Annotated in this window: 13 protein-coding genes; 9 read left to right on the forward strand and 4 right to left on the reverse strand. The window is 64.2% G+C overall.

What is annotated here, in order from left to right; genetic code table 11:
* The first annotated feature begins 127 nt into the window (after positions 1 to 127).
* Positions 128 to 1060 (forward strand): LysR family transcriptional regulator, encoded by a 933-nt coding sequence (locus ABRP34_RS08685; RefSeq protein ID WP_353712902.1) that lies wholly within the window; start codon positions 128 to 130, stop codon positions 1058 to 1060.
* Between the two features lie 44 nt (positions 1061 to 1104).
* Here ABRP34_RS08685 and ABRP34_RS08690 read toward each other — a convergent pair whose 3' ends face one another.
* The gene (locus tag ABRP34_RS08690; protein WP_353712903.1) at positions 1105 to 3306 is read right to left on the reverse strand and encodes a CAP domain-containing protein; all 2202 of its coding nucleotides are present in this window, start codon (positions 3304 to 3306) and stop codon (positions 1105 to 1107) included.
* 345 nt (positions 3307 to 3651) lie between these two features.
* Here ABRP34_RS08690 and ABRP34_RS08695 point away from each other — a divergent pair, with 345 nt between their 5' ends.
* From ABRP34_RS08695 to ABRP34_RS08720, 6 genes are all read left to right on the forward strand, one after another.
* On the forward strand, positions 3652 to 3843 hold the full coding sequence (locus ABRP34_RS08695; RefSeq protein ID WP_353713336.1) for a helix-turn-helix domain-containing protein: 192 nt from the start codon (positions 3652 to 3654) through the stop codon (positions 3841 to 3843).
* 445 nt (positions 3844 to 4288) lie between these two features.
* Entirely contained in the window at positions 4289 to 5323 is a 1035-nt protein-coding gene (locus ABRP34_RS08700; RefSeq protein WP_353712904.1) for a UDP-glucuronic acid decarboxylase family protein, read from the forward strand.
* A 75-nt stretch (positions 5324 to 5398) separates the two neighbouring features.
* On the forward strand, positions 5399 to 6718 hold the full coding sequence (locus ABRP34_RS08705; protein WP_353712905.1) for a UDP-glucose/GDP-mannose dehydrogenase family protein: 1320 nt from the start codon (positions 5399 to 5401) through the stop codon (positions 6716 to 6718).
* A 20-nt stretch (positions 6719 to 6738) separates the two neighbouring features.
* Positions 6739 to 7785: a UDP-glucose 4-epimerase GalE gene (gene galE / locus ABRP34_RS08710; RefSeq protein WP_353712906.1), complete on the forward strand. Its 1047-nt coding sequence runs from the start codon at positions 6739 to 6741 to the stop codon at positions 7783 to 7785.
* Positions 7782 to 9662: a glycosyltransferase gene (locus ABRP34_RS08715; RefSeq protein ID WP_353712907.1), complete on the forward strand. Its 1881-nt coding sequence runs from the start codon at positions 7782 to 7784 to the stop codon at positions 9660 to 9662. Before galE ends, ABRP34_RS08715 begins: the two co-directional genes overlap by 4 nt.
* A 17-nt stretch (positions 9663 to 9679) precedes the next feature.
* On the forward strand, positions 9680 to 10861 hold the full coding sequence (locus ABRP34_RS08720) for a glycosyl hydrolase 53 family protein (RefSeq protein WP_353712908.1): 1182 nt from the start codon (positions 9680 to 9682) through the stop codon (positions 10859 to 10861).
* Between the two features lie 58 nt (positions 10862 to 10919).
* Here ABRP34_RS08720 and ABRP34_RS08725 read toward each other — a convergent pair whose 3' ends face one another.
* From ABRP34_RS08725 to ABRP34_RS08735, 3 genes are all read right to left on the reverse strand, one after another.
* Positions 10920 to 13127, reverse strand: a complete 2208-nt coding sequence (locus tag ABRP34_RS08725; RefSeq protein ID WP_353712909.1) for a S8 family serine peptidase — start codon at positions 13125 to 13127, stop codon at positions 10920 to 10922.
* 328 nt (positions 13128 to 13455) lie between these two features.
* Positions 13456 to 13611 carry a hypothetical protein gene (locus tag ABRP34_RS08730; RefSeq protein WP_353712910.1) on the reverse strand — a complete coding sequence of 52 codons (156 nt, stop codon included), beginning with the start codon at positions 13609 to 13611 and terminating at the stop codon, positions 13456 to 13458.
* Between the two features lie 118 nt (positions 13612 to 13729).
* Positions 13730 to 13963 carry a hypothetical protein gene (locus ABRP34_RS08735; RefSeq protein WP_353712911.1) on the reverse strand — a complete coding sequence of 78 codons (234 nt, stop codon included), beginning with the start codon at positions 13961 to 13963 and terminating at the stop codon, positions 13730 to 13732.
* A 350-nt stretch (positions 13964 to 14313) separates the two neighbouring features.
* Between ABRP34_RS08735 and ABRP34_RS08740 the strand changes: the two genes are divergently transcribed.
* Together ABRP34_RS08740 and ABRP34_RS08745 are read left to right on the forward strand one after the other, a co-directional pair.
* Entirely contained in the window at positions 14314 to 14841 is a 528-nt protein-coding gene (locus ABRP34_RS08740) for a hypothetical protein (RefSeq protein WP_353712912.1), read from the forward strand.
* Positions 14842 to 15176: 335 nt separating this feature from the next.
* A complete protein-coding gene (locus ABRP34_RS08745) occupies positions 15177 to 21215 on the forward strand; it encodes a carboxypeptidase regulatory-like domain-containing protein (RefSeq protein WP_353712913.1) in 6039 nt (2012 codons plus the stop codon).
* Positions 21216 to 21218: the final 3 nt, after the last annotated feature.

The following is a 21218-nucleotide window of genomic DNA, read 5'->3' on the forward strand; positions in this document are numbered from 1 at the left end:
TAAACCCGTATGTGCCATAGGGTAGTCCTGTGGTTCACTATGAGCACCTGAGACGTTCGTTCCTGCTCCTCCGCGTCCGCTCTGAGTTCCCTCAGGCCTGGGCGCGCGGAATTTACGGGGGTGCAGCATGACCCTTGCCCAGCTCCGTGCCTTCCTCGCCGCGTACGAGCTGGGCTCTTTCACCGCCGCGGCCAGGAAGTTGGAAACAAGCCAGGCGTCCGTTTCAGAGCTGGTCAGCAGGCTTGAACAGGAGCTCGACCACAGCCTCTTCACCCGTGGCGGGCGCCGGCTCATTCCCACTACGGCCGCCGTGGAACTGCAGGTGCACGCCCTGCAATCCGTGACGTCCTTTGACAACGGAGTGGAGGCGTTGAAGTCCATGTCGTCACTGGAAGGAGGCGTGTGCACCTTTGGCGTCCTACGGTACGGGGCTCATTACGATCTTGCCGACCTGCTCCAGCGTTTCCACCGCCGGTATCCCAAAGTAAAGGTGCGGCTGGTCGGTCTGAACTCGGTGGCGGTCGCGGAGTCCGTGGCCTCGGGCGAGATCGAGGCCGGGCTGATCGTCCTTCCGGTGGCCGAAACCGGGCTGAAGGTCCGGCCGCTGTTCCGGGACGAGGTCTTTTATGTTTCGGCCAGGCGCGACCCGTCCATGGGACCCATGACCATTGAAGAACTCGCCGAATCCAAGCTGGTGCTTTATGACGCGTTCGCCGGCTGGCGCGATCCCACGCGCAGGCAGCTCCTGGAACGCGCCCGCCTCAAGGGCCTGAAGATCGATCCTGACGTTGAAGTGGAGCACGTTGATACGGCGCTGGGCCTTGTGGCCACGGGGGCGGCGGACACGTTTGTCCCCCAGGCCATCGTCAACGGTCCGGGCTTCCCGAAAAACGTCAAAGCTGTTCCTTTTGCCGAACCGCTGTACGACACCATCGCCCTGATCCAGCGGGAGGCGGCCTACCTTTCGCCCGCAACACGCAAGATGGCGCAGATGGCCGAGCGGACGCTGCTGGCCAAAGTGGCCCCGGAACAGAACGTCCGGCGGCAGGTCCGGAATTGACAGCGCGTGTACCGCAACGGTGGCAGGCAGTGCACGGAAACTGATCAGTGGCTGCCGATGACGTACGCCGCCCAGCCGTTGGCGCTAAGCGTCCTCGGGGCAGCCCAGGCGGACCGGTTCGCCTGGTAGTACACCAATGCTCCGGACTTGGTGCGTGCCAGCAGCCCCTGGGTGCCGATGCCGCCCAGGCCCCGCGCGACCGTCAGGGAGGTAAAGCCCTGCCAGCCCGCCCCAATGACCGGGCGCTTTTCCGTAATAAAGGAGCCCTTGCCGTTGGTCCGGTAGAGCATCATCTGGCCACCGGCGTTCCGTGCAACGATGTCCATGGCACCGTCCCGGTTCCAGTCGAACAGGCTGATGTCCAGGTTCTGCCAGCCCGTTCCGAGCTGCACACCCGCCCTGAGCGCTGCCCCGGAAGTGTTGGCGTAGTGGAGCAGCTTGCCGGTGGCAATGTGCTTGGCCACGATTGACGGGAACTTGTCGGCCACTTTCCAGGTTCCGACGTCGATGGTGTAGTTCTGCCAGCCGCTCGCGCCCAGGGTCTCCTTGCTGAAGCCGCCGCCGCGCAGGGCCCGGTACAGGTACAGCTGCCCGGCCTTGGTCTTGCCGAGGATGTCGAAGTAGCCGTCACGGTTCCAGTCGGCGACGTGGATATCGCTAAAGGACCCCCAGCCTGTGCCGATCTTCACCCGGGTGGCCTTCAGGTTTCCGTAGTTCCAGAGGTTTCCTGTGGCGTCAATCGCGAGGACGCTGTCCTGGGATTTAATCGAAGGGGCTGCCGGAGGGGCAGAGGGAAGCGTCGCGGGAGGGGCCGACGGGGGTGTTACGGGCGGCGCGAACGTGTGCGACCACGCCAGATTCCCGGTAACGGAATAGCCGGGAAGGGCCTCGGCGTACACGTCGATCCTTCCCGATGCAGGGTAGGTGCCCGGAGCCTTCGGCTGCCCCTCCACGGTGTACCGGACCCCGACGATCGAAGGAATGGTGAACGATGATGCGCCGAAGGTGGGCGCAGCCGGTTCAACTTCAATAATGGGAACCGGCCGGAGGTCCTTGGACCAGGACGTCGTCCCCTGCAGGACATAGCCGTACTTGGCCTCAGCCGTAATGGTAATGACTTCCTGCACAAAGTAGGTTCCCGGGTCGCGGACTATCCCCCCGACCAGGTAGCGGACCCCCGGGGTGGACGGGACCGTGTAGTACCATCCGCCGAACGTCGGTGCGACCGGTGTGACCGCAATGTTTTCACGCACCTGCGGTGGTGTGGGATCCGGTGTGCTTGGGCCGGTCACCGTGCCGTCGATCAGCTTAACTGTGTACGCATAGTCGATCGGCATTCCGTCACGCACCATGCCGGTGACCTTGACCGTGTAGTTCGTTTCCTCAGTGCCCCGAGGGAACTGTAGCTGCGGCACGGTGAACACCAAAGTGTTCGGGCCGTAGCCCTTACTCGCAGCGTAGGCCGTGGCCTTCATGTCAGTCCCGGCTGCATCCGTGACCACAACGCCTGCCCGCGAGAAATCCACTTCATGGCCGGACGACAGCGACCAGCGCCCCGGCGGCAGCAGCTGGGTGGGGAAATAACCGGCATTCGGGAAGGCGATGAAATCCGGGTTAGCGCGGGTAGCGCTGGTCCCGCCGCCAATGACATTAATGGCGTTGTACATACTGGTGGTCCCGATGCCCATGGTGGTCGTTGCCGGGTTCAGGAGCCAGCGACGGTGCCCCACATCCACATTATTGCCGCCCCAGTCGTCCATGTATCCCCTGATGGCATCGGAAATGGAGGAGATCCTGGGGTAGGTGTAGTGCAGGTTCGAAGTTCCGGCTCCCGCCTGCCCCAGCGGCGTGAAACACTCCCAGTCGCTGGTGGGATAGTGGTCCAGCCGGCCTTGGGCATGCATCATCAGTGCCGCGGCCTGCGCCTTGGCATTCTGCTCGGCGGTCAGGACAATGCCGTCCAGTCCAGAGAGACCGCGGAAGAAGTTGATCGCCGCCGTCCCGCTGGCCAGGGAACTCGCGGACTGCGTCCCCGGATCGCACCCCGCCACTGACCCTGTCCAGTTGATGTCCTCCGCCTGGGCGGGAAGGTAGCGGTCCTTGTAGGCAGTCACCACGGCGTCACGCGACTGCGTATCGATGGCGTTGTCCGTCTCGGCCGCCTGGGAAGGCGCCGCAACTCCGCCGGAGATAAGTCCGGCGGCCAGCAGGACAGAGGCGAGCCGCGGCATCACCGATTTATTCATTTGTTCCCCCATTTAGGCTCCAAGCGCCACCCGGAGCCTGTTACGCGTGCCGTCAAGTGACTTCACAAGGTAACACCGGATTGCAGACGCACCTGGGGTATTGCGTCAATCCTTCGCTGATGTTGAGGAAAGAACCCACCCAGACTTCTTGAATTTACCTTGGAGGGAAAAGACACCTTTTGAAGAGGATCCGGGGGCCAGAAGGTTTCTCCAAGACGGGCAGTGGAAACTCGTTCTTGCCTACCGCTTCCCAACGGCGGTCGACTTTCAACATTTTCCGAGGAGCCGCCCGTGAACGCCGCAGACCGACCTTCCCGCCTGCTGACGGTCGCAGAAGTCGCCTATATGACCCGGTTGTCGCGGCCCACCGTGTACCGCCTATTACGGACGGGGGAACTTCCTTCGTTGCGTTTCGGCCGCTCCTACCGTGTTACTGAGGAGGCTGTGGACGAGTACATCGCTCGCGCGGCCGGTCATAACCGCAACCAGCCGGACCCTCCCTCCACAACTCCGATGCAGCCTCCTCACGAATTCTGAACGTCATGTGTCTCTATGACGCGTCACAAACTGCGTATCCGCCCAAATCAGTGCCGTCTTCTGCGTGACTACTCTGTTAAATCTCCAAGTTTCCTGAGGTCGAGTCTGCGGTTTCAAGCAACCCCACAGCTCCCGTGGGCACCGTTCCCTAACACCATCCCCACCGCGGTCATGCGTGACAGCCAGGTGCGAGCTGATGGGAGCGAACCTGAGTAGTTTTGTGTCATTTGCGTTTCGCTTTTGGTGGGGTCACCGAAAATGCAGGTAACTGCTACTCGTTGTCTGGCGTCATTAGTGGCGTACGTTTTCCTGACCGGCCCGAAGGCCCGGACACTTCATTCCAAAACGAACGGCGCCCGCTCCCGGGCCCGCCGAAGGTGGCCCGCTGTTTATTCGCGTTTGCCACGCATTTCAATCGCGGAATCAACATATTCAGGGGAAAATCATGCGTGTCTTAGTGACGGGCGGAGCTGGCTTTCTTGGCTCCCATCTATGCGAGGAACTGCTAAAACGCGGTGACGCCGTAATTTGCGTTGACGATTTGTCGACGGGACGCCGGGACAATATCGCCGGCTTCATCGGGGACAGGAAGTTTGCTTTCCTGCGGGCAGACGTCAGCACAGCGCTGCAGGTAAGCGGCCCTCTGGACGTGGTAGCTCACCTTGCCAGCCCCGCGTCTCCGCCGGACTACCATCGGCTTCCTCTGGAAACCCTGGCTGTAGGCAGCAGGGGGACTGAAAACGCGTTACAGCTCGCGGAAAGGAAGAGTGCCAGGTTCCTTCTTGCGTCCACCAGCGAAGTGTATGGCGACCCCATCGTCCACCCGCAGACAGAAGACTATTGCGGCAACGTGAGCTCAGTAGGTCCCCGCAGCGTCTACGACGAGGCCAAACGCTTCGCTGAAGCCCTAACGATGGCCTACGCCCGCACCCACGGCGTGAACGTGGGGATCATCCGGATCTTCAACACTTTTGGCCCCAGGATGAGGGCCGAGGATGGAAGGGTCGTGTCGAGCTTCATCGCGCAGGCCCTGAACGGGGATCCGCTGACCATCTATGGGGACGGCGAGCAGACGCGGAGTTTCTGCTATGTCGACGACCTGATTCGAGGAATACTGGCCATGCTCGACGGCGATGAGACCGGCCCGGTCAACCTGGGCAATCCGGTGGAGCGAACGGTCCTGGAGCTGGCAGAGCTGGTCCTGGGCATAACCGGCTCATCGTCCCCGGTCGAGTTCCACCAGCGCCCGGTCGATGACCCCAGTCGACGCCGCCCGGACATCACCCTCGCTGCAAGTGCGCTGGGCTGGGAGCCCCGGGTCTCCACCGAAGAGGGCCTCCAGCACACCATCCGCTACTTCCGCTCCCACAGACGGGAGGTCTCGGCAGCGGCCGAGAGCCTCGCCGGTGCCCAGTTCGAAGGTACCCCCGCCAGAGAATCATTGCCGGCGGATCGTTCTCCACTCGCCTCCCCCGCTTAAACCTCGTCCGCCCAAACCTCGTCCAGCCCTGCGTGCGCGGCCTTGTCCGCACCCGCGCAGTCCAAGGAGTCAGCTATGCGCATCACTGTCATTGGCACCGGATACCTCGGTGCCGTCCATGCCGCCGGCATGGCACAATTCGGCCACGACGTCCTGGGTGTGGACGTCGACGCGACCAAAATCGACCAGCTCGCCCACGGCGTCGCCCCATTCTACGAACCCGGCTTCCCGGACCTCCTGCGGGAGAACATCGATGCTGGACGTCTGCGGTTTTCCACTTCCCTGCGCGAGGCTGCCGACTTCGGTGATGTCCACTTTGTGTGCGTTGGAACACCTCAGCGTTCCGGATCGGCCGCGGCCGATATGACGTATGTCGACGCAGTCATCAAAGGACTGGCGCCGCACTTATCGCGCAACTGCCTGATCGTCGGCAAGTCCACTGTTCCCGTTGGCACCGCCGCCCGTCTTGCATCCATGGTCGCAGCCCTGGCCCCGGCAGCAGAGGGTGTCCAGGTCGCCTGGAACCCGGAGTTCCTTCGCGAAGGCTTTGCTGTCAACGACACGCTGCACCCGGACCGCTTGGTTGTTGGCGTTGAATCCGCCGAGGCAGAGGCCACGCTTCGGCAGGTCTACGCGGAAATCCTTGATGCCGGAACACCCTACATTGCGACCGACGTCGCCACGGCTGAGCTGGTGAAGGTGTCAGCTAATGCCTTTCTAGCCACGAAGATTTCGTTCATCAACGCAATATCGGAGGTCTGCGAAACGGTGGGGGCGGACATTGTGCCCCTGGCCGCGGCGCTGGGCCATGACCCACGGATCGGGAGCCGCTTCCTGGCCCCCGGGTTGGGTTTCGGTGGCGGATGCCTGCCAAAAGACATCCGGGCATTCCTGGCGCGCGCCGAAGAACTCGGCGTCGAGGACGTATTGACGTTTCTCAAGAACGTGGACGCCGTTAATGTGAGCCGTCGCCGAAGCGCGGTGGACCTTGCACGTGCGATGCTTGGCGGCTCACTCAAGGACAAGAGAATCGCAGTGCTGGGAGCTGCTTTCAAGCCCAACAGCGATGACATCCGGGACTCGCCGGCGCTGTACGTGGCCAGCGCACTGCATGAGAGCGGGGCGCACGTCCGGATTCACGATCCGGAAGCCATCGAGAATGCCCGAACAAGCCATCCGGCCCTGAACTACACAACGGAAGTTCAGAAGGCCTTTGAAGGAGCGCAGCTTGCCGTCCACCTGACGGAATGGCAGGAATACCGGGAACTGGACCCGCAGTATCTTTCGACGCTCGTTACGACCCCGCAGATCCTCGACGCCCGGAATGCCCTGGACATAGACCTTTGGCGGGCCGCCGGGTGGACAATCCGCGCCATGGGACGCCCGACCAGGTGATTGGAAGAGGAGGAACCACTATGGCTAACCACACTGCCCTCGTCACCGGCGGTGCCGGTTTCATCGGCAGCCACTGCTGCCTGGATCTGCTGCTTAGCGGTTACGACGTGATAGTCGTTGACAACTTCATCAACAGTACCCGCGCAGCGGTCGAACGAGTCCAGCAGGTCACGGGCAAAGACGTGGCCCTCTACGAAGCCGACATCGCGGACGAATCCCAACTCAAACGGATCTTCGAAAGCCACCCAATCGACGTCGTAATCCATTTCGCTGCCCACAAGGCAGTGGGTGATTCCATGAACCGGCCCCTGGAGTACTACAGCAACAACGTCACCGGGATGCTCAGCCTGCTCAATGCCATGAACGACGCCGGCGTGCGGCACCTCATTTTTTCCTCCTCATGCTCCATATATGGGGAGGCGGGCAGGCTTCCGCTCTCCGAGGAATCACCCGCACGGCCCACAAATCCCTATGCACAAAGCAAATGGATGTGCGAAAAGATCCTGGACGACCTCTGCGCCCGGCACCGCGAATGGTCCGTCACCGCATTGCGCTACTTCAACCCGGCCGGTGCCCACGAAAGTGGTGAAATCGGCGAAGACCCGGCAGGGGTCCCAGGGAATATCGTGCCCTTCCTGACGCAACTGGCCGCCGGCCGGCTCAAGGAACTCCTGATCTTCGGCTCCGACTACCCGACAGCAGACGGTACCGCCGTCCGCGACTACATCCATGTCATGGACGTCGTCGAAGGCCATCGCAAAGCCCTCGAGAAGGGCCCCATCCCGGGGTTCCGCCGGTACAACCTGGGCACCGGCGTCGGAACATCTGTCCTCGAACTGGTGCACGCCTTCAGTACAGTTACCGGGCATGAGGTCCCCTACCGGGTGGTCGGGCGAAGGCCCGGTGACGTGCCGGAGCTGGTTGCCTCACCCAGGATGGCGCACACGGAACTTGGCTGGGCCGCGCGCCGGAACCTCGCTGACATGTGCCGGGACGCGTGGCGTTTCCAGGAGCAACACCCCCAGGGCTACCAAAGCAGCGAACTCAGCATCGGGCGGGCCACATGAGCTGGAAAACCATGCCCGTCCTGCCAGCTCCCGAAATGTGGCGGCCGCTGCAGCCGTCCGGCACGCAGAAGGCACCCCGCCACCGGGCAGACTACGCCATGCAGCGGACCAGCACGATGGTGACAGCAACGTCCAGCGGTCCGCTGCTGAGCGGCCGCCGGGCACCGAGATTAGCCAGGAACAGGCACCTGTACACCCACATCCTGCAACCGGGCCAACGCATCATCCTCGCCCTGCTGACACTGGGCTGGGCCCTGGCCTTCACGGCTTTCTGGACGTGGTGGCTCCAGCCGGAACACAGCGTGGGATGGTTCGGCCTGGCGGTGAACTCAGTCCTGCTGTTCTACCTGTCCTACCTGCCCAGCTACTTCCTCATTGCAGTGAACAGGCTCCGTCAAATCAACCCGGCCCTGCCAGTCCCCGAATTGCGTTGCGCCTTCGTGGTGACCAAGGCCCCCTCAGAACCATGGCCCGTGGCCAGGGCAACCCTCCTGGCGATGCTGGCCCAGCAGTATCCCCAGCCCTACGACGTCTGGCTCTGTGACGAGGACCCGTCAGATGAGGCGGCAGCCTGGTGTTCCCGCCACCGCGTCCGGATTTCGACCCGCCGCGACGTCACGGAATACCACCGCCCGCAGTGGCCACGGCGAACACGCTGCAAGGAGGGCAACCTCGCCTACTTCTATGACATGCACGGCTATGGTTCCTACGACGTCGTCGCCCAGCTTGACTGCGACCACGTCCCGGCGCCCAACTACCTTGAAGAAATGGTGCGCCCGTTCGCCGACCCCAGCATCGGGTACGTCGCCGCCCCCAGCATCTGTGATACGAACGCCGCAGCGTCCTGGTCAGCCCGCGGCCGGGTCCACAAGGAAGGAACCTTTCACGGCCCCTTCCAGGCCGGGCACATTGGTGGACTGGCGCCGCTGTGCATAGGTTCGCACTATGCTGTCCGAACCGCCGCCATAAAGGACATCGGAGGCATCGGACCTGAACTCGCTGAGGACTTCTCCACCAGTTTCCTGCTCAACTCCGCCGGCTGGCAGGGAGCTTTTGCCCACAATGCCGAGGCGCACGGCGAAGGACCCCACACCTTCGCAGCCAAAGCCGTGCAGGAATTCCAGTGGTCACGCAGCCTGGTGGTCCTACTTATCGAAACGCTGCCCCGTCATCTGCGCCGCTTTCCGTGGGCACTGCGCCTGCGCTTCATCTTCGCCCTTTCGTACTATCCGCTGCTCGCGATAACCACAGTCGGCGGCCTGTCATTGCCGATCATCGCGGCAGTCACCGGAATCCCATGGGTGAATGTGAACTACTTTGAGTTTCTCGCCCGCTGGTCCCTGATCAGTGTCTGGCTCGTGCTCATCACCTTCCTGATGCGGCGCTGGGGCCTCATGCGGCCGCGGAATGCTCCCGTTCTCAGCTGGGAGAACTGGCTCTACACGCTCGCGCGGTGGCCCTTCATTGCCCACGGTGTGGCTGCGGCAGTCCGACAAAAAATCAGGCCGCGCCAAATAGACTTCAAAGTCACTCCCAAATCGCAAGACGGCCTGGACCGCCTGCCGGCCAGGCTTCTCCTGCCGTACTACGCAATATCGCTGCTCATGTCCACCGCAGCGCTGGTGGGAGAAGCCGCAACGTTCGCCTACGGCTATGTCTTTCTCTGCCTGCTCGGGAGTCTCTCCTACGCAGTGGTGGCGCTGGCCGTTCCCTTGCTGCATGCAAAGGAAAGCGCCAAGGCCGCCGGCGCCCGGTTCTCCACCGCGATCAGCACGACGGCCGCCGCTCCCCTATCAGTTGCAGTCGCTGTGTGGGTTCCACTGGTCGCCGCCGTCATGCAGTTCCCGCAGTACATCCATCCGTTCCTTCAGATCTAGCCGGTGCCCGAGTGAAAGTGAAAGCAGAAAACCAAGACCCCAGGCCATGGCGGAGGCGCGCCGTCGTCCTCACCGGCGCCGTCATGGCGGCCGGACTGCTGGCAGTCACACTGCCCACGAGCGGCGGCGCGCTATCGCCGGCTTTGCGAATCCGGGGCGCAGATATCTCCTTTACGCTCCAGGAGGAAGCAATCAAGCAGACTCTGAACGACAACGGCGTGCCCGCCCCGCTCGAGCAAATCCTCGCGGCACGGGGAGCGAATTACGCCAGACTGCGCGTCTGGGTGCATCCGGCTCCCGGCACCAGTGACCTGGCCGCCGCCCTGGAACTTGGCCGCCGGGCGCACGCCGCCGGCCTGAGCCTGCTGCTCAACATCCACTACTCCGATTCCTGGGCCGACCGGACGGCGCAACAAATGCCCGCAGCATGGCAGGGGCAGACCAAGGAGCAGCTGGCCCGAACGGTCGAAACGTACACCCGCGATGTGGTGGCGCAGTTCGCGCAGCAACAAACACCAGTGGAGATTGTCCAGATCGGCAATGAGATCACGCACGGCTTCCTCTGGCCGACGGGGCGGATCTATTCCCCGGACGGCGAAAACTGGTCTGATTTCGCCAGCCTGGTCAAGGCGGGAATCCGAGGAGCCAGAGCCGGCAATCCTGCACACCCTCCCCAGATCATGATCCACAGTGACACCGGAGGTGATCGCGACTCCTCGGTCTATTTCTTCGATCACCTCCTGAGTCAGGGGGTGACCTTCGACCTCCTGGGGCTCACGTACTACCCCTTCTGGCACGGTTCCCTTCGCGACCTCCGGCAGAACCTGCTGGTCCTCGAGGCGCGTTACAACAGGGACATCGTCATTGCAGAGACGGCGTACCCCTGGACCCTGGCCAGTGGCGGCGGCGTGCCTAGCGTCGTCACGGACATACAGGCGCTGCCGGACGCGGACGCTTATCCGCCCACTCCGCAAGGCCAGGCAAGGTTCTTTGAGGCACTGAATCGCGTGTTACGCGAAGTCCCGAACGGCCGCGGCGCGGGCTACTTGATATGGGAACCCGGGTGGCTTCCCGGCGTAAATGCTGACGCCCGGGTAGGCAACACGCACAGCAACCTCACGCTTTTCGACTGGTGGGGCCACGGCCTGCCGGCGCTTGACGCTTTCAGGCCCACGGGAGGCGCGGGCCGCGGACAGTGAAAGGGGCGCCGTTCAGGTACCGGTTGGGCTCAAGTGTTCGTTCGCGCTCGGTGGCGGCTCAGTTCCAGCCGGTGCCGGCAGCGGTCCGGCCGGAGAACCCGCCCAGGCCGTTGCCGCGGTACAGCCAGAGCGCGCCGTTGGTGTCCACGGCCAGGACATCGGTCCTGGCGTCGCCGCTGTAGTCGCCGCGGCCGGTGATGGTGGTCATCGAGTTCCAGCCGGAGCCCACCTGGACCTTGGCACCGAAGCCGCCGCGGCCGTTGTTGGGGTAGCGAAACAGGACACCGGCGGTGTCCCGGGCCAGCACGTCCGCCTTGCGGTCGCCGGTGATATCACCAGGACCCACGATGGCGGTCATGCCGTTCCACCCCGAGCCCACCTTGATCTTGGCGAGCCAGCCGCCGCGCCCGTTGCCGGTGTACAGAAAGAGGGCGCCGGTGGTGTCGCGGGCCAGGACGTCCGCCCTCCCGTCGAGGTTGAAGTCGCCGGCACCGGTGACGGCGCTGAACACGTTCCAGCCCGAGCCCACCTGCTTGCGGGCCAGCCAACCGCCGGCACCGTTGCCCGGGTACAGCCAGAGAGCGCCGGCGGCGTCACGGGCCAGGACGTCCGCGCGCCCGTCGCCGGTGAAGTCGCCCGGGGCAACGAGGGCGTTAAAGGCGTTCCAGCCGGAGCCAATCTGCTTGCGGGCCAGCCAGCCGCCGGCGCCGTTGCCCGGGTACAGCCACAGGAAGCCGGAGTTCTCCCGGGCCAGGACGTCGGCCTTCCGGTCCCCGTTGAAGTCGCCGACGGCCAGGACCGTGTTGAAGTGCAGCACCGCGCTGGCAGCGTCGAGCCGCCCGGCTCCGCATCCCTGCGGGCAGCCGCCGGTCATCGGCCGTGCGGTGCGCTTGAGCCGCGCCTCGACGGCGGCCGGTGTCGCCGTCGGGCCCATCTGGGCCATGAGCAGCGCAGCTGCGGCAGACACGTGCGGTGCAGCGGCGGACGTGCCTTCGGCGAAAACGTAGTCCTCTATGTCAACGGTCTGGGAACCGAAGTTATGGGTGGAGATGATGCCGTTCGGCATGCCGCTGCGCGGATTATCGGCGGAAGTGGGCGTCATGTCGCCGCCGGGGGCGGTGATGTCGACGGCGGATCCGAAGTTGGAGTACGGCGCCAGCGCGCCGGTGCGGCCGCTGGCGGCAACGGCGACGACGTTCCGGCAGTTGGCCGGGCTGGAGGTGGAGGCCTGTGCCTTCTCGTTGCCGGCCGCTGCGACAACAACCGAACCCCTGGCGACCGCAGTATCGATGGCGGTCTGGAACGTCTGCGAGCAGGCTTCGGTGCCGCCGAGGCTGAGGTTGATCACGCGGGCGCGGTTCGGGTTCGCCGGCACTCCCTCCACGGTACCTCCGGAGGCCCAGACGATGGCGTCGGCGATGTCGGAGAGCTGGCCGCCGCAGGGACCGAGCACGCGGACGGGCAGGATCTTGGCTCGCGGCGCGACGCCGGCGATGCCTTCACTGTTGTTGTTCATGACGGCGGCGATGATGCCCGCTACGTGCGTGCCGTGCCATGAGGAAGCTATTTCGGGGGACCCTGTGGCGCACTGCCCGGCGGTGGACCAGTCGCCCTCGTCGGTGGCGTCGGAGTCGCGGCCGTTGCCGTCGCGGGCGTCGTCTTCGTCGGCGATCATGTCGTAGCCGGGGAGCATGTTGGCGTCCAGGTCAACGTGGTCCGTCTTGCCGGTGTCGATGACGGCCACCACCTGGCCGGAGCCCTGGGTGACGTCCCAGGCGCGGGCGGCCCGGATTCCGCCGGTTTCCGCTGACAGGTTCCACTGGAACGGGAAGAACTGGTCGTTCGGGTCCGCGACCTTGGCCTGCAGCTTCACGTCCGGCTCGGCGTAGGCAACGGCGGGATCGGCGCGCAGCGAGGCAAGCATCTTCTCGGCATCGCCCTCGCCCAGTACCTTGCTGGTGCGGACCACGCGGGCTCCGCCGGCGGTGGCCCGCAGGTCCTGCGCGGTGGCGCCGAGTTCGGCGGCGGCGCGGCCGAAGGACTGGGCGCGGAGCGCGGAGCCGGACGGGGCCGGGTCCTTGAACTTCACGATGAACTGGTCAGTGGGCGGGGTGGCCACCGACGGCCGGAGCGGGACGGACGGCAGGTGGGGGTCGCCGTCGTCGGCCGCTGAAACGACCGGCGAGATGAGGGCCGACGCCACCAGGCCGGCGATGCCGGCGGACATGATGACAGCAGAGAAACGTGTTCGGCGCGTAAGAGACATCGAGACCATCCTGTGCGGCGCCGCTCGGCCACTGGTGCCGGGAGGCAGTTATGAGGCGCGGCCCCCGCCGCGTTAAGGACAGGCCTGGCGGCAGTGACCTCGGGCACGGTGTTCGGGGACCGGCCTTCCCGAAATGGTTATGCAGGCGCTTCGTGGCCAGCAGGTTCTCCCTGGCGGTGACTAAACCCGGTTAGGGCGGCGACAAGGACGAATATGGGTGCTCCATGAACAGACACTAGCCCCGTCACCTTGGGGTTATCTTGACGGCTTATCCCCCCATGGGAGGCGCATTCCGGTGGGGGCCTAGTGTAGGTTCGCGCTTGGTGGGTTAGTCCCAGCCGGTCCCGGCGGCGGTGCGGCCGGAGAATCCGCCCAGGCCGTTGCCGCGGTACAGCCAGAGCGCGCCGTTGGTGTCCACGGCCAATACGTAGGTCATGGCGTCGCCGCCGCGGCAGTAGGTTTCCGGCATCCCCGAAATAGCCATGCAGCCTCCATTGCAACGAAATCGGCAACAGCGGTGCGTATTTCCCTAAAACTGCGCTGATCTTGATATTTCCCTGCGGCATTCTTGAGCACTGAATTATATGCGCGGGAATTGTAAGTTACGGATTTGCCAGTGCATCGGTACGCCGCGTTGCAGCAAAAGCCTCGTGGCTATTGCCCAAGCACTGGTGAATGTTTGCCAGAACCCTCCCCGGGGTGTCCAGTGCGGGGTCGAGCGATGCGGCATGGTTCAAGTCGGTGATTGCCTCCGCCGGATGGCCACGTCCGAATTGTGCTGCACCACGGTGAATGTAGAGCGCCGTGGCATTGGGAGACTCGGCAATAAGCGCCACCAGCCCTTTGCTTCAGGCACCTCGCCGCTGTAGAGATGGCCGAGGGCCAGGGCCGTTCCCGCCTCATGGGAGCGCGGAGTCCGTTCCCGTGCCAGAGTCCCCCACTCGACGGCGTAGCGCGCCGCCTGCCGCTCCTCGTCGGCGGCCGGGCCGGCGAAGGCCTGGGCCGCAAGTAACGCCGTGTCGCTGGGCATAGTCCCCTCCTGCAGCCGCCCTGGCTCCAGCGCCCATGGACCGCTCCGCAGCCGTCGCCGGAGCAGCGAGCCCCAGTCCGGCAAGAACCAGCGACGCCCCCCGCGAGCCAGGGAACGGCTCGCATTTTCCCGTCAGCAAACGTGTGGAGGAAGCCGTTGCGGTCTGGAGATCCGGCGGCCGCCTCGCTCCCCACGAGCCCGCCGCACAGGAAGGCCACCAGCGCCGTGGTACCAATGGACGTGAAGTGTGTCAGGAGCGCCACTGCATACGCCGCCACCGTTACAAGCACCACGGCCAGGTATCGCCGGGCGGAGGCAGATGGTGAGACCCTCATCCGGCGGACCACCGCCACCACGGACACCACGGACAGCAGCACCACAAGCACCAGCAGGGAAAACCGCCTGCAGCCAGCGCCTGCAGCGGCCCGTCCGTCCACGGTTCCCGTTGACAGCAGCCGGCCGCGGGCGGCCGGGGCCAGCAGGACACCGGCGGCGATACCCGCCACGGGCAACGCCGCGCCGGCCGCGATTTTCGGCCATCCCCATGACCGGCTTTTCATCCACGTGCAGGCGCTGAACAGGGCAACGATCAGCAGCGCGGCCAGCGAGGACGGCAATAATGACCACCAGGACCTTGATCCAGACAAACCGCAACAGGCCGCCCGGCTGCACGGCAAGGAGTGAAGCCGTCATCAGGATGATACTGAGCCCCGACAGCCGGGCCGTTACCGTTTCATGCGCATGCTGACCTCTCCCCCAAAGTACTTCGGGACCAACAATAGCCGTTCGGCGGCTTTCGGCCTGATCACTAAAAGACTCTTGTATGTCCAGCATCTTTACTAACGCGTTGGGGAAATATTAATCGACGGTTAGACTGAGGCGTTCTTTGACAATTTAAAGTAGCGGCCGGTCCGTTTGCTAACCCATGGGGGGTAGAAATGCTCGTTAAGAGCAGGCGATTCCATTTACGGATCGCGTTATTGTTATCGGTTCTTTCGGCACTCATAGTTTCGGGGCTGGTGCCTGCCAACGCGGCGGACCTGTCCGACGCGTCCATCAGCGGACACGTCGCCGTCCCGCCCGGTGCAGACGCCGGCACCACGGCAATCCATGTCTACGCTGCCACTCCCACGGGTGAGTACGTGACCACCGTCTATCCGACTGCCGAAGGTGTCTACAGCGCCAGCGGCCTTGCGGCCGGATCGTACAAACTGTGGTTCTCCGATTACACCAACACGTCGGTTCCTCAGTGGTACGGCGGAAATGATCAGGGCTCAGCCACCGCATTGACTGTCGAAGCCGGGCAGCAGCTCACTGGCATCGACGTTGTCCTGGCCAAGGGGGCATCAATCAGCGGCCGCATCACAGCTCCGGTTGGGGTCGACATCAAGGCTGTAAGCGTCTACGCGCACGGCGCGGGCGGTTATGGCGGGTCCCGCTGGGCCTCGGTGGGCGAAGACGGAAGCTACAAGTTCACCGGTCTTGCCGCGGGCAGCTACAAAATCCAGTTCATCGCGAACAGTTCTGGAGCCTTGGAGCAGTGGTATGGCGGGGCAGTCTCGTCCGACACCGCCACCGCCGTCGTACTCACGGCGGAAGAGGACCGCACCGGCATCAACGCCGTCCTCGTCAAAGGAGCTTCGATCAGCGGAAAGGTGACGGCGCCTGCCGGCGTGGACCTGGCCTCGGTGAGCATTTCAGTCCACAAGGCAGCGCAGCATTCCTACTCCGGATATGGACAGATCAGCCCCGACGGCAACTACGCAGTACGCGGTCTTCCCGCGGGCACTTACAAGCTGGAGTTCAATACGTACAATTCCGGCGCTGCAAAACAGTGGTACTCCGGGGCCGCCACCTTCGAAACGGCTACCCCGGTCAGCGTCGACTCCGGCCAGGATCTCACTGGCATCGACGACACGTTGATCAAGGCAGCTTCCATCAGCGGACAGGTTACGGCACCCGCCGGCGTCGATCTGGCGTCCGTTCAGGTGCAGCTCTACCGGGCAGACAGCGGGGGCAACTACGCCGGGTCCGCGCAAGTTCAGGCTGACGGCAGCTACACGGTCGGGGACCTTTCCGCCGGCAGCTACAAAGTCCAATTCAGCGGCTACAACTCCGGCGCGCTGGAACAGTGGCACCCAGGTGCAGCTTCCTCCGACACCGCCACGGTCATCAACCTCACGGCCGGGCTGGACCTTGGCCAAGTGGATGCCACATTGGTCAAGGGGGCCTCAATCAGCGGCCACCTCACGGCAGCGGCCGGTGTTGAACTCGGATACGTCACCGTGAGCGTCCATTCGGGCTCCGGCAAGCAGTATTCGTCCGGACGCATCGGCGCAGACGGCACCTACCTGGTGCGCGGACTCCCGTCCGGGAGCTACAAGGTCCGGTTCAGCGGCAGCTATTCGGGCGCCCTGGAACAGTGGTACTCCGGAGCCGCCTCGGCCGAAACAGCCACGCCAGTCACCTTGGCCGAAGGCCAGGACCTCGCCAGCGTCGACGCAACGCTGGTGAAGGGTGCCTCGATCAGCGGAACTGTCACCGCCCCCGCCGGCGTGGACCTGAACTCCTTAAGCGTCAGTGTCCAAAGTTCCGACGGCTCCTCCTGGTCCAACGGCAATGTTGAGTTCAACGGCAGCTACACCTTGAGAGGCCTGGCCGCGGGCAGCTATAAGGTGCGGTTCAGTGGGTACAACTCCGGCACCCTCACTCAGTGGTACTCGGGAGCCTCCTCATCTGAAAGTGCAACCCCCGTCATTCTTGCCGAGGGTCAGGACCTCACGGGCATCGATGCAGCACTCGTTGAGGGCGCCTCGATCAGCGGCAACGTAGCGGCCCCCGCGGGAACCGATCTGACCTCTGTCTACGTAAACGTATCGACCACGGATAATTCCTCCTCGTTTTCGGGGTCGGTCAACTACGACGGAAGCTACGTGGTGCGCGGCCTGCCCGCAGGCGCGTACAAGGTTAAGTTCAGCGGAAGCGGCGCGGGCACGCTCGACCAGTGGCATGCCAATGCACCGTCCTTCGAAACGGCCACTCCCGTCACGCTTGCCGCAGGCCAGCACCTCACCGGCATCGACGCAACTCTGGTGAAGGGTGCATCGATCAGCGGAACAGTTACAGCACCCGCCGGCGTGGACCTGGGCGGCGTCAGCGTGCAGGTCCGAAGCCTGGACGGTTCTTCCTGGTTCTACACACAGGTGGACCGGAGCGGCAAATATACCATTCGGGGGCTGCCTGCCGGCACGTACAAAGTTCAGTTCAGCGGGTACGCCCTTGGCACTCTCGATCAGTGGTACTCAGGAGCGTCGGCATTTGAGTCCGCCACTCCCGTCACTGTCACCGCCAGCCAGGACGTGACTGGAATCGACGCTGACCTGAAGAACGGGGCGTCCATCAGCGGAAAAATCAGCGCTGCTGCAGGCGTTGACCTGACAGCCGTGTGGGTCACCGCCTACCACAGCAGTGGCGCCATGGACTACGCCGGCTACTCCTCTGTCGCAGCGGATGGTTCCTACAAAGTCGGCGGGTTGCAGGCCGGATCCTATAAGGTGCAGTTCAGCTCGGGTAGTTCCGGGGCGCTAGACCAGTGGTACGGGGGCGGGCTGACCTTCAGCACGGCCACCGCCGTCGCCATCACCGACGGCCAGGCCGTAGCCAACGCTGACGCCGTACTCGTGAAGGGTGCAAGCCTCAGCGGCAAGGTCACAGCGCCCGATGGGGTTTCCGTCTCCGACATCACCGTGTCGTTGCTCGAAGCAGACGGCGGATCGTATGCAGGATACGCGCGGGTAGCAACCGACGGCAGCTACAGGATCGGCGGCCTTCGGGAAGGAAACTACAAGATCCAGTTCAACGGGGGCGCCTCCGGGGCGCTGGACGCCTGGCATGGAGGCGGAGAATCGTGGCAGACTGCTGCGACCGTCGCCGTCAGGGCAAGCCAGGACCTGGCGGATCTCAACGTGACCTTGGTCAAGGGCGCCACTATCAGCGGAAAGATCAGCGCGCCCTCAGGTGTCGATCTGACCCGCGTCAACGTCTCCGCCAGCAGGGACGAAGGCCCGGCAACGAGATCGTTCCCCGTGAACGCAGATGGTACGTACGTGGTCAAGGGACTGCCGGCGGGCACCTATAAGGTGCTCTATAGCGGCGGTGAGTCCGGCGCTTTGGACGAGTGGTACGACGATGCTAAGACGCAGGCCGAGGCGACTCCCATCACTTTGACTGCCGGACAGGGCCGCACGGGCGTGGACGCGGTTCTGGCCCAGGGCGCGAGCATCAGCGGCAAGGTTACGGTGCCGGCGGGTGCAGGAAGTTACGGCGCAGTCGTCGTGTACAAGAGCGATAAGACCGTGGCAAAATCCGCCTACTTCGGCCCTGACGGCAGCTACCTGCTGCGGGGGCTGAAGGCCGGTAGCTACAAAGTGCAGTTCTTTGCCTATACCTCGGCAGTCCTGCAGCAGTGGTACAGCAACGCCTCGTCCATGGAAGCAGCAGCGCTCGTCACAGTGGCAGACGGCCAGAGCGTAGCCTCCATTGATGCGACGCTGGTCAGAGGCGCCACGATCAGTGGAAAAATCACAGCCCCTGATGGCGTCTCGCTGGGTGCTGCCCAGGTCGGTGCCTTCAAGTCCGGATCCCCTGAGGCCGCGGCGGCCCGCAGCTCCGTGCTGGCCGATGGTTCCTACACGTTGGTTGGCCTGGAGCCCGGTACCTATAAGCTGCAGTTTTTCGGACTTCGCAGTCGTGCCGTCGATGGATGGTTCGGCGGATCCTCATTTGATACTGCTACTGCCAGGGCGGTTGTAGCGGAGCAGAATATCACCGGTGCGGACTTGACCGTGGTGACAGGTGCATCCATCGCCGGAAAGGTCTCCGGCGTGAACACGTACGGCTACCCGCTGTCGGTCCTGGACGTAACTGGAAAGGTCGTGAAAAACGAGTACACCGACGGGTCCGGCAATTATAGTGTGGTCGGGCTTGCGGCAGGTTCTTACAAGGTGGCCTTCAACCGCTCAAGCGGATACTCCCAGGAAGAAGCGCAGTTCTACCAGAACAAACCCGAATCTGCGGGCATCGGCCAAGCTCAGCTGATCCAGCTCACCGTTGGGCAGTCCGTACCGAATATCAATGCGGCCTTGTCTGCGGGCGGATCAGTCGGCGGCACGGTACTGGACAAGGCTGGAAAGCCAGCGGCCAACCTCTACGTCCAGGCCTACACAACCGACGGCTCGCTGGTCACGCGCGGCGGTATGACGGATGCCGCGGGCAAGTACAGCGTCACCGGACTGACATCCGGGAAGTACGTTCTTCGCGTGCGTGGCTGGGTGGACGGGGATCTCTACTCGGGCAACACCGCCGCCGAAGCCTCAGCAAGCCACGTGACGGTCGTCAGCGGCAGCGCCACGGCGTACGATTTGTCCTGGGCAGCGGTACGTCCTGCCCTCACCGCCCCGGTTCCCACCGTCACCGGGACCGCCGCTGTGGGCTCAACCCTCACCGCGAACCCGGGCACCTGGGAACCGGCACCGGTCATCCTGGCCTACCAGTGGAAAGCTGACGGCACCGCCATCACCGGCGCTACCGCCAGCACCTACAAACCCACGACGACGGACACCGGCAAAACCCTGACCGTCACCGTGACAGGAACCAAGGACGGCTACACCAGCGAGGCTAAGACATCGGCGGCTACCGCCGCCGTTGCCGCCGGCACCCTCACCGCCCCGGTTCCCACCATCACCGGGACCGCCGCTGTGGGCTCAACCCTCACCGCGAACCCGGGCACCTGGGAACCGGCACCGGTCACCCTGGCCTACCAGTGGAAAGCGAACGGCACCGCCATCACCGGCGCCACCGCCAGCACCTACAAACCCACGACGACGGACACCGGCAAAACCCTGACCGTCACCGTGACAGGAACCAAGGACGGCTACACCAGCGAGGCTAAGACATCGGCGGCTACCGCCGCCGTTGCCGCCGGCACCCTCACCGCCCCGGTTCCCACCATCACCGGGACCGCCGCTGTGAGCTCAACCCTCACCGCGAACCCGGGCACCTGGGAACCGGCACCGGTCACCCTGGCCTACCAGTGGAAAGCGAACGGCACCGCCATCACCGGCGCCACCGCCAGCACCTACAAACCCACGACGACGGACACCGGCAAAACCCTGACCGTCACCGTGACAGGAACCAAGGACGGCTACACCAGCGAGGCTAAGACATCGGCGGCTACCGCCGCCGTTGCCGCCGGCACCCTCACCGCCCCGGTTCCCACCATCACCGGGACCGCCGCTGTGGGCTCAACCCTCACCGCGAACCCGGGCACCTGGGAACCGGCACCGGTCACCCTGACCTACCAGTGGAAAGCGAACGGCACCGCCATCACCGGCGCCACCGCCAGCACCTACAAACCCACGGCAACGGACCTAGGAAAAGTCCTGACCGTCACCGTGACCGGAACCAAGGCGGGCTACACTTCGGTGGCCAAAACCACTGCAGCAACGGCCAAGGTCACCGCGGGCACCCTGACCGCACCAGCGGTCACCATCAGGGGTACGCTCCGGGTCGGATCTACCCTTACCGCGGCAGGCACCTGGGGACCGGCGCCGGTTACCCTGAAGTACCAGTGGAAAGCGAACGGCGTCGCCATCACCGGCGCTACCGCCAGCACCTACAAGCCGGCAGCAACCGTCTTGGGCAAAACCCTGACCGTCACCGTTACTGGATCCAAGGCCGGCTACACCACGGTTGCTAAGACCAGCGCGGCAACGGCCAGGGTCGCGGCGGGAATCCTGACCGCACCGGCGCCCACCATCAGGGGCACCGCCAAGGTCGGTTCAATCCTCACGGCCGTCCCAGGCACTTGGGGACCGGCACCGGTCGCTCTGAAGTACCAGTGGAAAGCGAACGGCGTCGCCATCACCGGCGCCACCGCCAGCACCTACAAACCCACGACGACGGTCCGCGGAAAGTCATTGACCGTGACCGTCACCGGGACAAAGACCGGCTACACCACGGTCGCTAAGACTTCCGCGGCAACCGTCAAGGTGATCTAGCGA

Origin of the sequence: Arthrobacter sp. K5, from assembly GCF_040448525.1 — a bacterium.
GTDB lineage: Bacteria > Actinomycetota > Actinomycetes > Actinomycetales > Micrococcaceae > Arthrobacter > Arthrobacter globiformis.